The sequence below is a fragment of the Streptomyces sp. NPDC047061 genome, from assembly GCF_040643955.1.
Taxonomy (GTDB): Bacteria; Actinomycetota; Actinomycetes; order Streptomycetales; family Streptomycetaceae; genus Streptomyces.
In genome coordinates this window covers 22,403-35,269 of the sequence record NZ_JBEYVI010000003.1, presented here as the reverse complement: position 1 = coordinate 35,269, position 12,867 = coordinate 22,403, and the positions used below count along the sequence as shown (strand labels likewise).

The window sequence follows — 12,867 nt, the reverse complement described above, 5'->3', positions numbered from 1 at the left end:
GTGTCAGGATCTTCTGCGTCGATGCTTCTGGAAAGTGCGCGCTGCTACGGCGCGTGGTGCCGACCCGGCTACTTGATCAGGTAGATCGTGGCGAAGAGGCCGATCCAGACGACGTCGACGAAGTGCCAGTAGTAGGACACGACGATGGCCGCGGTCGCCTGCTCGTGCGTGAACCTCTTCGCCGCGTAGGTGCGCCCCAGGACGAACAGGAAGGCGATGAGGCCGCCCGTCACGTGCATGCCGTGGAAGCCGGTGGTCAGGTAGAACACCGAACCGTACGGGTCGGAGGAGAGGGAGATCCCGTCCTCCTTCACCAGGCTGGTGTACTCGTAGATCTGACCGCCGATGAAGATCGCGCCCATGATGAAGGTGACGATGAACCAGCCCCGGAGCTTCTTCACGTCCCCGCGCTCGGCGGCGAACACGCCGAGCTGGCAGGTGAGGGAGGAGAGCACCAGGATCGTGGTGTTGGTCGCGGAGAACGGAATGTTGAGATGGCTCGCCATCTCCTTCCAGTGATCCGGACCGGTCACCGATCGCAGGGTGAAGTACATCGCGAAGAGGGCCGCGAAGAACATCAGCTCGGAACTCAGCCAGATGATGGTTCCGACGCTGGTGAGGTTCGGCCTGTTGACCGACGGGTGCGCGTGCCCGGTTTCTACTGTCGTTGCTGTCGCCACGACCGACATTATGTCGGTCGCTTATCTCGCGCTCACTCCGGGGGGTGCCGTTCGGAGTGTCCGCAGCGTGTGTACTGCCCGGATGGCCCATCGAAGCGGTGTTCCAACAGGTGTTGACGAGGTGTTCAGGGGAGTAGCATCCGGCGCATCGGTCCTGTCCGTACGACGCTGACGTCTCGGAGGAACAATGCAGCCGACCGCCACGGTGCTGGTCTACAGCGACGACTCCAACACCCGCGAGCAGGTACGGCTCGCCGCCGGCCGGCGACCGGCTCCCGATGTGCCGTTCGTCGAGTTCGTGGAGTGCGCGACGCCCGCGGCGGTCGTCGCCGAGCTGGACAAGGGCGGCATCGACGTGTGCGTGCTGGACGGCGAGGCGGTGCCCCTGGGGGGCATGGGGGTGTGCCGGCAGATCAAGGACGAGGTGTTCAACTGCCCGCCGGTGCTGGTGCTGATCGGGCGGCCGCAGGATGCGTGGCTCGCCACGTGGAGCCGGGCGGACGCGGCTGTGACGCTGCCGGTGGAGCCGGTGGAGTTCGCGGGGGCGCTGGCGTCCCTGTTGCGGCAGAAGAGGCTGCTGAGCGCCTAAGGGGGTGGGGCGCGGGCTGAGTGCGCGAGTGCCGGTCGTGGGTGGCTGGTCGCGCCCACGCGGCGGCAGCCGCATATCGGATACGGCTCCGCGCCCCTGGGTTGGCTGCCGCTTGGGGCGATTCAAAGGGCGGCCGGCTGCACTCTCGCCGCGTCCTCCGGCTTCGGGGCGTCCGGGGTGCCGTCGGTGAGGGCGCTGCCCTTGCGCCAGTCCTTCCAGGCGAGGTTCCAGTCGCCGAAGCCGTTGCCGAAGTCCTCCATCGTCTTGCCGTTGGAGTTGACGACCTTCACCACGTCGCCCGGGTGGACGGTGTCGAAGAACCACTCGGCGTTCGAGGTGTTCATGCCGGTGCAGCCGTGGCTGACGTTCTCGTACCCCTGGGACCCCACCGACCAGGGCGCGGCGTGCACGTACTCGCCCGACCAGGTGACCCGGGTGGCGTAGTAGACCGGCAGGTCGTAGGAGTCCGAGGTGCCCTCGGCGATGCCGACCGTGGTGCCGCGCATGCGTACGAAGTACTGCTTCTCCAGGACGACCTTGACGCCGTTGCGGGTCTCGAAGCCCGCCTTGCCGGTCGTGACGGGGATCTGGTTGATCTCCTTGTCGTTCCTGTAGACCGTCATCTGGTGGGCGGCGGCGTCCGTGACGGCGAGGAGCTTGTCGCCGATGGTGAGCTTGAGGGGCTTGGCCGCGCCGCCCCACAGGCGGTCGCTGATCCGGACGCCGTCCAGGTTGCTGTGCACCTGGAGGGTGGCGTGGGCGGGCCAGTAGTCCTTGGGCCGGTAGTGGAGTTCCTTGTCGCTCACCCAGTACCAGGAACCCTGTACGGCCGGCACGGAGTCGACCCTGAGGGCGCGCTCGACGATCGCGCGCTGGGCCTTGTCCTTGATCTCGTGGTCGAGTTGGGCGGTGACCGGCTGACCCACGCCGTACTCGCCCGCCTTCGGGCCGAAGGTGACCTTCAGCCGCTGCCGGGTGGTGGGCACGGTGGTGTCGAAGGTGAGGACCTTGCGGCCGGGGGCGCCGTCCTCGTCCTCGGTGCTGATCTGGACCGTGTAGTGGGCGTTGGCGGCCAGCGGGGAGGTGCTGTGCCAGCGGTGGCCGTCGGCGTCGAGTTCGCCCGCCACGAAGCGACCGGTGGCGTCCTGGGCCGTGACGTCCGTGATGCGGTCCTCGTCGCTCTTGGCGACGACCTCCAGGGGCTTGTCGGGGTCGGCCCGCTTCCCCGCACCCGTGGGGGTGTTGAAGGAGATCTGGTCCGCCGCGTCGTACGGCTTGTCCGCGAGGGGGTTGCCGTCCGAACCGCAGGCGGTGACGCCCACGCCGAGGGCGATCACCAGCAGGGTGCAGCTGACGACGGTACGGGCGCACGGAAAGTGACTCATATTGTCACGCTATGAGATGTTTTGCGGACCGGCGCGGCGAGTGGTCCGGACGGGGGACGGACGCCGCACCGAGGGCGGGAACGGGCCGGAGACGGCGGGAGCCCGGACCCCCCTGACGGAGGATCCGGGCTCCCGGTGCGTTCGGTGAGTGCCTACTGGGTGCGGTTCTCACCGTGGTAATACTCGAACACCCAGCCGAAGAGACCGATCAGGATGACGGGCGCCGCGAAGTACAGCAGCCACCAGCCCACGGCGACACCGAGGAAGGCCAGCGCGCCACCGACACCGAGGGCGAGCGGCTGCCAGCTGTGCGGGCTGAAGAAGCCGATCTCACCGGCGTCGTCCGCCACGTCGGCTTCCTTGTTGTCCTGAGCACCGGCGTCCACGCGGGAGGCCGTGAAGGTCAGGTAGAAGCCGATCATGAGGCAGAGGCCGAAGGCCATGAAGAGCGCCGTGGTGCCGGCCGCCTCCTTCGACCACACGCCGTAGACACCGGCCATGGCGAGGACGAAGACGCTCAGCCACACGAACATCCAGCCCTGGATCTTCACTTGCCGGCCTCCTTGCTGCCCGTGACAGCGGCGGCCGCGTGGCCGTGCTCCAGCTGCTCCAGGGCGGCGATCTCAGGGTGGTGCAGGTCGAAGGCCGGGGATTCGCTGCGGATCCGCGGCAGGGTGACGAAGTTGTGCCGCGGGGGCGGGCAGGAGGTCGCCCACTCCAGCGAACGGCCGTAGCCCCACGGGTCGTCGACGCCGACCGGCTTGCCGTACTTGGCCGTCTTCCACACGTTGTAGAGGAACGGCAGGATCGACAGGCCGAGCAGGAAGGAGCTGATCGACGAGATCGTGTTGAGGGTGGTGAAGCCGTCGGCCGCCAGGTAGTCGGCGTAACGACGCGGCATGCCCTCGGCACCCAGCCAGTGCTGCACCAGGAACGTGCCGTGGAAGCCGATGAACAGCGTCCAGAAGGTGATCTTGCCGAGCCGCTCGTCGAGCATCTTGCCCGTCATCTTCGGCCACCAGAAGTGGAAGCCGGAGAACATCGCGAAGACGACCGTGCCGAACACCACGTAGTGGAAGTGGGCCACCACGAAGTACGAGTCGGAGACGTGGAAGTCCATCGGGGGCGAGGCCAGGATGACACCGGTCAGACCACCGAAGGTGAAGGTGATCAGGAAGCCGGTGGCCCAGAGCATCGGTGTCTCGAAGGACAGCGAGCCCTTCCACATGGTGCCGATCCAGTTGAAGAACTTCACACCGGTCGGTACCGCGATCAGGAAGGTCATGAAGGAGAAGAACGGCAGGAGTACGCCACCTGTGACGTACATGTGGTGGGCCCACACCGTCACGGAGAGACCGGCGATCGAGATGGTGGCCGCGATCAGACCCATGTAGCCGAACATCGGCTTACGGGAGAAGACCGGGATGACCTCGGAGATGATGCCGAAGAACGGCAGCGCGATGATGTACACCTCTGGGTGTCCGAAGAACCAGAAGAGGTGTTGCCAGAGCAGCGCTCCACCGTTCGCGGCGTCAAATACATGTGCCCCGAATTTTCGGTCCGCCTCAAGGGCGAACAGCGCGGCGGCGAGGACCGGGAAGGCGAGCAGGACCAGCACGGCGGTCAGCAGCACGTTCCACACGAAGATCGGCATCCGGAACATGGTCATGCCGGGCGCACGCATGCAGATGATCGTGGTGATGAAGTTGACCGCACCGAGGATGGTGCCGAAGCCGGAGAAGGCCAGACCCATGATCCACATGTCGGCGCCGATGCCCGGCGAGCGGACCGCGTCCGACAGCGGGGAGTAGGCGAACCAGCCGAAGTCGGCCGCACCCTGCGGGGTGAGGAAGCCGCCGACGGCGATGGTCGAGCCGAACAGGTAGAGCCAGTAGGCGAACATGTTCAGCCGCGGGAAGGCGACGTCCGGCGCGCCGATCTGGAGCGGCATGATCCAGTTCGTGAAGCCGGCGAACAGCGGCGTCGCGAACATCAGCAGCATGATCGTGCCGTGCATCGTGAACGCCTGGTTGAACTGCTCGTTCGACATGATCTGCAGACCGGGGCGAGCGAGCTCGGCGCGCATCAGCAGCGCCATCACACCGCCGATCAGGAAGAACGCGAACGACGTGACCAGATACAGCGTTCCGATGGTCTTGTGGTCGGTGGTGGTGAGCCACTTGACGACCACGTTGCCGGGCTGCTTGCGCCTGACCGGCAGCTCATCTGCGTAAGAGCCTTCAGCTGCCGCGGCACCCTGGGGTTCGTTGAGGATGCTCACAGGTTGTTCGTCTCCCGGTTCTTCTCGTGGCTCGTCTGCGCGATGCCGGCGGGAATGTAACCGGTCTGCCCCTTCTTGGCGAGGTCCTTGAGGTGCTGCTGGTAACGCTCGGGCGAGACGACCTTCACGTTGAACAGCATCCGGGAGTGGTCGACGCCGCAGAGCTCGGCACACTTGCCGAGGAAGGTGCCCTCCTGGTTGGGAGTCACCTGGAACGCGTTGGTGTGGCCCGGGATGACGTCCATCTTCATCAGGAACGGCACCACCCAGAAGGAGTGGATGACGTCACGCGAGGTGAGGACGAAGCGGACGGTCTCACCCTTGGGGAGCCAGAGCGTCGGACCGGGGTTGCCGGTCTGCGGGTTCTTCGTGCCCGGCGTACCGACGTCGTAGACACCGCCGGCGGCGGCCGGGAACTCCTTCTTGAACCGGTCCGGAATGGCGGCCAGGTTCGCGTCGGTCTTCGCGTCGCCGGTCACGCCGTCGACGGGCGTGATGTAGTTGAAGCCCCAGCTCCACTGGAAGCCGACCACGTTGACCGTGACGTCCGGCTTCTTGTCGGTGAGGCTGAGCAGCTTCGTCTCGTCGCGGGCCGTGAAGTAGAACAGCACGGAGACGATGATGAGCGGCACGACCGTGTACAGCGCCTCGATCGGCATGTTGTACCGGGTCTGGGCCGGGACCTCGATCTTGGTACGGCTGCGCCGGTGGAAGATGGCGCTCCAGATGATCAGACCCCACACCAGCACGCCGACGGCGAGCGCGGCGGCCCAGGAGCCCTGCCACAGGGAGAGGATCCGCGGAGCCTCTTCCGTGGTCGGGGTGGGCATACCAAGGCGGGGGAAGTCCTTGTATGTGCATCCGGTAGCGGATACCAGGACCAGGCCCGCGGTCATTGCCTGCAGCAGCTTCCGCCGCATCGGGCGCCGCGGCGAGCGGTCGGAGCCGTTGGGACTCACGTAGCGCCTTCCCGAGAGTCTCGCCCGCGCGGTCGGCTGCGGCCTTCTCGCTGGTCGGTCGCCGCCCTGCGTCGGGCAGGGGTTTGGATGTTTATGCGGACCAAACCCTAGCCGACGCGATTCGGGGGGTCGCGGGGAGGGGGGCATACGCGCCGCGGGTCACTCTGTAGGGGTGGGAATGGGCGCCCAATAGCTCGGGTTGGTGGGGTTTCGTGTGCGCGTGCGGGTGCGTGGGGGGCTGGTCGCGCCCACGCGGCGGAGCCGCATACGGGCACAGCCCCGCGCCCCTGAGGTTGGGTGTTCCGCCGGCGTTCTACCGTTGCTGTGTGTCCTACTTTGACGCTGCGTCCGCTGCCCCGCTCCATCCTGTTGCCCGTCAGGCGTTGTTGGCATCGCTTGAAGACGGGTGGGCCGATCCCTCCCGGCTGTATCGCGAGGGGCGCAAGGCGCGCATGCTGCTGGATGCCGCCCGGGAGGCGGCGGCCGAGGCCGTCGGCTGTCGGCCGGACGAGCTGACGTTCACGCCGTCCGGGACGCGTGCCGTCCATGCGGGCGTGGCAGGGTCGTTGGCCGGTCGTCGCCGGGTCGGGCGTCACCTGATCGTGTCAGCCGTCGAACACTCCTCGGTACTCCATTCGGCCGAGGTGTTCGAGGCGGAGGGTGGACAGGTCACACGGGTGCCGGTGGCGCGGACAGGCGCCGTGGGGGTGGAGTCGTACGCCTCCGCGCTCCGCCCCGACACCGCGCTCGCGTGCCTCCAGTCCGCCAACCACGAGGTGGGCACCGTGCAGCCGGTGGCGGCGGTGGCCGAGGTGTGCTGGGCGGCCGGGGTGCCGTTGCTGGTGGACGCGGCGCAGTCGCTGGGGTGGGGGCGGGTCGAGGACGGCTGGTCGTTGCTGACGGCGAGTGCGCACAAATGGGGTGGGCCGAGCGGGGTCGGGCTGCTGGTCGTACGCAAGGGGGTGCGGTTCGCCGTCCAAGGGGCCTCGGACGAACGGGAGTCGGGCCGGGCACCCGGCTTCGAGAACCTGCCGGCGATCGTCGCGGCCGCGGCCTCGCTGCGGGCCGTACGGGCGGAGGCGGAGCAGGAGGCCGTACGGCTGCGGGAGCTGACGGCACGGATCCGGACGCGGGTGGCCGAGTTGGTGCCGGACGTGGAGGTGGTGGGCGACGCGGAGCGGCGGCTGCCCGGGATCGTCACCTTCTCCTGTCTCTATGTCGACGGAGAGACGCTGCTGCACGAGCTGGACCGGGAGGGCTTCTCCGTGTCGTCCGGATCGTCCTGCACGAGCAGCACGCTGACGCCGAGCCATGTGCTCAAGGCGATGGGTGTGCTGAGCGAGGGGAACGTGCGGGTGTCGCTGCCGACGGGGACGGCCGAGGCGGACGTGGAGCGGTTCCTGGAGGTGCTGCCGGGGGTGGTGGCCGGGGTGCGGGAGAAGCTGGGGGTCACGATGCCGACGGAGACCGTGCCGCAGGCGGAAGAAGTCGTCGTCGACTCACTCGGAAAGCGCTGCCCGATCCCCGTCATCGAACTGGCGAAGGTCATCGGCACCGTGCCGGTGGGCGGCAGGGTGCGGGTCCTGTCGGACGACGAGGCGGCACGGCTCGACATCCCGGCGTGGTGCGAGATGCGGGGCCAGGAGTACATGGGTGAGGAGAAGGCAGAAAAGGGAGCGGCGTACTTGGTACGCCGGGTGACCTGAGCTCCCCTGTTCTTGGGGGCGCGGGGCTGTGTCGATTTGCGGCTTCCGCCGCGTGAGCGCGACCAGCCCCCACGCACCCGCACCCGAAACTCAGACCAGATAGCCCCGAACCTCGTCGGCGGCCTCATCCCCGTACGCCTTGGTGAACCGCTCCATGAAGTGCCCCCGACGCAGCTGGTACTCCTGCGTGCCCACGGTCTCGATGACGAGGGTCGCCAGCATGCAGCCCACCTGGGCCGCCCGCTCCAGCGGGACCCCCCACGCCAGCCCCGAGAGGAACCCGGCGCGGAACGCGTCGCCGACGCCCGTCGGGTCGGCCTTGCGCTCCTCGTCGGGGCAGCCGACCTCGATGGTCTCCTCGCCGACCCGCTCGATCCGCACCCCGCGCGCGCCGAGGGTCGTCACCCGGTGGCCGACCTTCGCGAGGATCTCCTCGTCGCTCCAGCCGGTCTTGGACTCGATCAGGCCCTTCTCGTACTCGTTCGAGAAGAGGTACGTCGCGCCCTCCAGCAGTATCCGGATCTCGTCGCCGTCCATCCGGGCGATCTGCTGGGAGAAGTCGGCGGCGAAGGGGATGGACCGGGTCCGGCACTCCTCCGTGTGGCGGAGCATGCCCTCCGGGTCGTCCGCGCCGATCAGGACCAGGTCGAGGCCGCCGACCCGGTCGGCCACCGTCTTGAGCTCGATCAGCCGGGCCTCGCTCATCGCACCGGTGTAGAAGGAGCCGATCTGGTTGTGGTCGGCGTCGGTCGTGCACACGAAACGCGCGGTGTGCAGGGTCTCGGAGATGCGGACGGAGTCCGTGTCGACGCCGTGCCGGTCGAGCCAGGCGCGGTACTCGTCGAAGTCGGAGCCCGCCGCGCCGACCAGGATCGGCCGGGTGCCGAGCTGTCCCATGCCGAACGCGATGTTCGCGCCGACGCCGCCCCGTCGTACGTCCAGGTTGTCGACCAGGAAGGACAGCGAGACCGTGTGCAGCTGGTCCGCGACCAGCTGGTCGGCGAAGCGGCCGGGGAAGGTCATGAGGTGGTCGGTGGCGATGGAGCCGGTGACTGCGATGCGCACGGCTGGGACTCTCCTCAGGGGGAGGCGTAATTGACAGTTAACGCTACCGGGTCGGCGTGGGCACCCTGAAGGTGCCAAAACTACCCGATAGTAGATCTTTCTTCGCGACGCCCGACGTGCTTACGGTTCCGTCATGACGAACCTCAAGGTCCACTCCCCCGCTCCGGCCGACCTCGACGGCGACCTCGCGTCGCTGCGCGGGGACTGCGCCCGGATGGCTCCGCACTGGACGGTTCCCGATCACAGCGATGCCCGTCCCGTGCCGCCGTCACTCATCCACGGGGTGACCGTGCCCAAGAAGTCCGCCAGGCTGCTGGACGCGATGTCCGACTACGGCGACTGAGTCTCGCCCGGCGCGTTTTCCAGGGAACCGCGCGCTCCCCTCCCGCGTCCCATCGCCGTCCCCCGTGAAGGGGAGGCGGGATACGACACGGCAAGGAGCGATGCGGTGAAGAGCGAGCGACCCGAGAACGACGACGACGCGGCCGCGGGCGGCACCGGGGAGCCCCCCGAGGCCCGGCAGGCCACGGAGTCGCCGGAGGCCGCCGAGGCCGATGCCGACGCGCAGACCACCGCGGAGTCCGCCGAGAGCGCCGTGGCAGAGGTTCCGGAGCCCGAGGAGGCCCCCGAGCCGGACGCGGCCCCAGCCGCCGAGGCCGCAGCCGAGGCCACCGCTGAGACCGCGGAGCCCTCTGCCGAGCCGGAAGCGGTCGCGCCTTCCGATGCCCCCGACGCTCCTGAGGCCCCCGGGACACCCGAGGCCGACGACCTCGCTCCCCGCCGTCGCTCCCCCGCCCTCGTCGTCGCCTCCGTGGCCGCCGCCGTCCTCCTGATCGGCGGTGGCGGTGCCTACCTCGCCGCGAGCACCGGTTCCGGCGCCGGTTCGGACTCCGGCGGCGGTACGACCACGGGCGCGTCCGGCGGTTCCACTCCCCCGCCCCTCGCCCTGGACGGCTACTCCTCCGGCGGCAACGGCATAGCCCCGGGCGAGCCCGATCCCTACGGCGTGACGTACAGGGCGAGTGGAACGCTCCCCGCCGGCCCCGGCTCGGCCGCCGTGTACCAGCCCTCCGGCGAGGTCTCCAAGGACCGGGTCGCCGCGCTGGCGAAGGCGCTCGGGGTCGAGGGGACCCCGGTGGCCGAGGGCCAGGTGTGGAAGGTCGGCACCGACAACGACGGCTCCGGCGGGAGTCTCCAGGTGAACCGGGCCGCCCCTGGGCTGTGGACGTACAGCCGCTACGCCCCGGGCACCGACAACTGCAAGAGGGGCCTGGTGTGCACGCAGGACCCGGCGGTGCCGGCCGGTGACCCGGTGAGCGTGAGCGACGCCGAGAAGGCGGCGGCGCCGGTGCTGAAGGCGCTCGGACAGGACGACGCGAAGGTCGACACGAGCCAGGTGATCGGCGCCCAGCGGGTGGTGAACGCCGACCCGGTGGTCGGCGGGCTGCCGACGTACGGCTGGACGACCGGGCTGACCGTCGGCAAGCAGGGCGAGGTGGTCGGCGGCAACGGGATGCTGGCGACGCCGGCGAAGGGCGACACGTATCCGGTGCTGAGCGCCGCGAAGACGCTGGACCTGATGAACGCGGCGCCGCGCTCCGACCACCGGATGGGCATCGGCGGCTGCGCCAGTGCCGTACCGCTGAAGGACCGGCTGGAGCAGCCGTGCGGCGCGTCGACGTCGTCCGCGTCGGCCGCCCCGTCGACGTCGGCCGACTCGTCCGCGTCCTCGGTCGTGATCGAGAAGGCGGTGTTCGGGCTCGCCGCGCAGTCCGTCGCCGGGCGGCAGGCGCTGGTGCCGTCCTGGCTGTTCCAGGTGCGCGGGGCGGCGGACTCGTACACCGTGACCTATCCGGCGGTGGACCCGAAGTACCTGGCCTCGGCCTCGACCTTCACCTCCGCACCGACGCCCTCGGCGAGCGCGAGCGCCTCGGCGTCGGCGTCGGCGTCGGCGGGGACCACGAAGGACGTGAAGGTGGACGGGTACACGACCGACGACCGCGAGCTGGTCGTCGCGTTCACCGGCGGGGTGTGCGCCGACTACAAGGTGACGGCGGACGAGGGCTCCGAGCAGGTGGTGGTGAAGGTGACCGCCACGCCCTGGCCGGACAAGATCTGCGTGCTGATCGCCAAGCAGTACCACCAGGCGGTGCACCTGGACGCGCCGCTGGACGGCCGGAAGGTGGTCGGCACGGACGGCAAGGCCGTCCCGAAGGAGAAGGCGACGACGCTGAACCCGCAGCTGGGCTGAGCGCACACAGGAAGGCGGCGGCCCCTCACCACGAGGGACCGCCGCCTTCCTGCCGTGTGCCCTTCGGCTCAGCTGAAGGAGTCGCCGCAGGCGCAGGAGCCGGTCGCGTTCGGGTTGTCGATCGTGAAGCCCTGCTTCTCGATGGTGTCGACGAAGTCGATCGACGCGCCGCCCAGGTACGGGGCGCTCATGCGGTCGGTGACGACCTTGACCCCGCCGAAGTCCTTGACGACGTCGCCGTCGAGGGAACGCTCGTCGAAGAAGAGCTGGTAGCGCAGGCCGGAGCAGCCACCGGGCTGGACGGCGACGCGCAGGGCGAGGTCGTCACGGCCTTCCTGGTCGAGCAGGGCCTTGACCTTGGCCGCGGCGGCGTCGCTCAGGATGATGCCGTCGGTGGCGGTGCTGGTCTCGTCCGATACGGACATCTACATCTCTCCCGGGTTGTACGGAGACTGCTTGCCGACGAGTGCAACCGGCGGGTCCGCTGATTCATTCCGGGCCGGCATGCGCGTTCTCGCGTTTTTCCTACGTCTTCATGCTCGCACATGCCCGAAGTGACGCACAGCAGTCGCGGTGGCCACCCACGGCGACCTGCGCACAAGGCGACCACCCCGCGTCCACCCGGCGGCCACCCTCCCGTTCGGCGCCGGGATTGATGTCACATCGACGCTATGGCCATCGTCAAAGTGACATGAAGCAGTTATGATAGATAGCGTCAGAACGACGAAAAGTAGAAAGGGTGCGTGTCGTGACCACCGCCCAGACCACGGAGCTCGACGTACAGCCGACTCCGCTCGCCCTGCTGCTGCTCGGCCGTGAGGCCGACCCGAAGAGCGAGCGGGGCGTCGAGTGTCCCGGCGACCTGCCCTCGCCGTCCGACCCGGACCTGGTCGCGCGCGCCCGCGCGGCCAAGGAGAAGCTCGGCGACAAGGTCTTCGTGCTCGGCCACCACTACCAGCGCGACGAGGTCATCCAGTTCGCCGATGTCACGGGCGACTCCTTCAAGCTGGCCCGGGACGCGGCCGCCCGCCCGGAGGCGGAGTACATCGTGTTCTGCGGTGTGCACTTCATGGCCGAGTCCGCCGACATCCTGACCTCGGACGACCAGAAGGTGGTCCTTCCCGACCTCGCGGCCGGCTGCTCCATGGCCGACATGGCGACGGCCGAGCAGGTCGCCGAGTGCTGGGACGTGCTGACCGAGGCCGGCATAGCCGAGCAGGTGGTCCCCGTCTCGTACATGAACTCGTCCGCGGACATCAAGGCGTTCACGGGCAAGCACGGCGGCACCATCTGCACCTCGTCCAACGCCAAGCGGGCCCTGGAGTGGGCCTTCGAGCAGGGGGAGCCCTCGGCAACAAAGGTGCTGTTCCTGCCCGACCAGCACCTGGGGCGCAACACCGCCGTCCGGGACATGGGCATGTCCCTGGACGACTGCGTGGTCTACAACCCGCACAAGCCGAACGGCGGCCTGACCGCCGACCAGCTGAGGGCCGCGAAGATGATCCTGTGGCGCGGCCACTGCTCGGTGCACGGCCGTTTCTCGCTGGACTCGGTCAACGACGTGCGCGAGCGCATCCCGGGCGTGAACGTCCTCGTCCACCCGGAGTGCCGGCACGAGGTCGTCGCCGCCGCCGACCACGTCGGCTCGACGGAGTACATCATCAAGGCCCTGGAGGCCGCGCCCGCCGGCTCCAAGTGGGCCATCGGCACCGAGCTGAACCTGGTCCGCCGCCTCGCGAACCGTTTCGCGCCGGAGGGCAAGGAGATCGTCTTCCTCGACAAGACCGTCTGCTTCTGCTCGACCATGAACCGCATCGACCTGCCCCACCTGGTCTGGACCCTGGAGTCGCTGGCCGAGGGCAACCTGGTCAACCGCATCGAGGTCGACAAGGAGACCGAGGCGTTCGCCAAGCTGGCCCTGGAGCGGATGCTGGCGCTGCCGTAGCCGTAC

12 protein-coding genes are annotated in these 12,867 nt (G+C 68.8%); 5 read left to right on the top strand and 7 right to left on the bottom strand.

All coding sequences use genetic code 11. The features are described 5' to 3' along the window. Positions 1–68: 68 nt before the first annotated feature. On the bottom strand, positions 69–689 hold the full coding sequence (locus ABZ887_RS06220; protein ID WP_361283442.1) for a heme-copper oxidase subunit III: 621 nt from the start codon (positions 687–689) through the stop codon (positions 69–71). A gap of 178 nt (positions 690–867) precedes the next feature. Between ABZ887_RS06220 and ABZ887_RS06215 the strand changes: the two genes are divergently transcribed. Beyond that, complete coding sequence (locus ABZ887_RS06215; RefSeq protein WP_361283440.1) at positions 868–1,269, top strand: hypothetical protein; 402 nt, start codon at positions 868–870, stop codon at positions 1,267–1,269. Between the two features lie 122 nt (positions 1,270–1,391). On the opposite strand, the gene ABZ887_RS06210 is transcribed toward ABZ887_RS06215, so the two are convergent. The 4 genes from ABZ887_RS06210 to coxB form a co-directional block, all read right to left on the bottom strand. Further along, on the bottom strand, positions 1,392–2,654 hold the full coding sequence (locus ABZ887_RS06210; protein ID WP_361283438.1) for an Ig-like domain-containing protein: 1,263 nt from the start codon (positions 2,652–2,654) through the stop codon (positions 1,392–1,394). 152 nt (positions 2,655–2,806) lie between these two features. Further along, the gene (locus ABZ887_RS06205) at positions 2,807–3,205 is read right to left on the bottom strand and encodes a cytochrome c oxidase subunit 4 (protein ID WP_361283436.1); all 399 of its coding nucleotides are present in this window, start codon (positions 3,203–3,205) and stop codon (positions 2,807–2,809) included. Next, positions 3,202–4,935 (bottom strand): cytochrome c oxidase subunit I, encoded by a 1,734-nt coding sequence (gene ctaD, locus ABZ887_RS06200; protein ID WP_361283434.1) that lies wholly within the window; start codon positions 4,933–4,935, stop codon positions 3,202–3,204. The genes ABZ887_RS06205 and ctaD overlap by 4 nt, the downstream gene beginning before the upstream one ends. Then, positions 4,932–5,894 carry a cytochrome c oxidase subunit II gene (coxB, locus tag ABZ887_RS06195; RefSeq protein WP_361283432.1) on the bottom strand — a complete coding sequence of 321 codons (963 nt, stop codon included), beginning with the start codon at positions 5,892–5,894 and terminating at the stop codon, positions 4,932–4,934. The genes ctaD and coxB overlap by 4 nt, the downstream gene beginning before the upstream one ends. A gap of 326 nt (positions 5,895–6,220) precedes the next feature. On the opposite strand from coxB, the gene ABZ887_RS06190 reads away from it, so the two are divergent. Next, complete coding sequence (locus ABZ887_RS06190) at positions 6,221–7,600, top strand: aminotransferase class V-fold PLP-dependent enzyme (protein ID WP_361283430.1); 1,380 nt, start codon at positions 6,221–6,223, stop codon at positions 7,598–7,600. A gap of 90 nt (positions 7,601–7,690) precedes the next feature. Here the strand turns inward: ABZ887_RS06190 and ABZ887_RS06185 are convergent, their stop codons facing one another. Further along, positions 7,691–8,665 carry a carbohydrate kinase family protein gene (locus ABZ887_RS06185; RefSeq protein WP_361283428.1) on the bottom strand — a complete coding sequence of 325 codons (975 nt, stop codon included), beginning with the start codon at positions 8,663–8,665 and terminating at the stop codon, positions 7,691–7,693. Between the two features lie 133 nt (positions 8,666–8,798). On the opposite strand from ABZ887_RS06185, the gene ABZ887_RS06180 reads away from it, so the two are divergent. Continuing rightward, complete coding sequence (locus ABZ887_RS06180) at positions 8,799–9,008, top strand: hypothetical protein (RefSeq protein WP_361283426.1); 210 nt, start codon at positions 8,799–8,801, stop codon at positions 9,006–9,008. Between the two features lie 105 nt (positions 9,009–9,113). Next, on the top strand, positions 9,114–10,916 hold the full coding sequence (locus tag ABZ887_RS06175) for a hypothetical protein (RefSeq protein ID WP_361283424.1): 1,803 nt from the start codon (positions 9,114–9,116) through the stop codon (positions 10,914–10,916). A 68-nt stretch (positions 10,917–10,984) separates the two neighbouring features. On the opposite strand, the gene ABZ887_RS06170 is transcribed toward ABZ887_RS06175, so the two are convergent. After that, positions 10,985–11,341 (bottom strand): iron-sulfur cluster assembly accessory protein, encoded by a 357-nt coding sequence (locus ABZ887_RS06170; RefSeq protein ID WP_030951236.1) that lies wholly within the window; start codon positions 11,339–11,341, stop codon positions 10,985–10,987. Between the two features lie 323 nt (positions 11,342–11,664). On the opposite strand from ABZ887_RS06170, the gene nadA reads away from it, so the two are divergent. Continuing rightward, a complete protein-coding gene (gene nadA, locus ABZ887_RS06165; protein ID WP_361283421.1) occupies positions 11,665–12,861 on the top strand; it encodes a quinolinate synthase NadA in 1,197 nt (398 codons plus the stop codon). Positions 12,862–12,867 lie beyond the last annotated feature (6 nt).

What these genes read in the sequence shown, in the direction of transcription:
- ABZ887_RS06180 (WP_361283426.1), top strand. Translation starts at nt 8,799, where the DNA reads ATGACGAACCTCAAGGTCCACTCCCCCGCTCCGGCCGACCTCGACGGC.
- ABZ887_RS06215 (WP_361283440.1), top strand. Translation starts at nt 868, where the DNA reads ATGCAGCCGACCGCCACGGTGCTGGTCTACAGCGACGACTCCAACACC.
- ABZ887_RS06170 (WP_030951236.1), bottom strand. Translation starts at nt 11,341, where the DNA reads ATGTCCGTATCGGACGAGACCAGCACCGCCACCGACGGCATCATCCTG.
- ABZ887_RS06210 (WP_361283438.1), bottom strand. Translation starts at nt 2,654, where the DNA reads ATGAGTCACTTTCCGTGCGCCCGTACCGTCGTCAGCTGCACCCTGCTG.
- ABZ887_RS06220 (WP_361283442.1), bottom strand. Translation starts at nt 689, where the DNA reads ATGTCGGTCGTGGCGACAGCAACGACAGTAGAAACCGGGCACGCGCAC.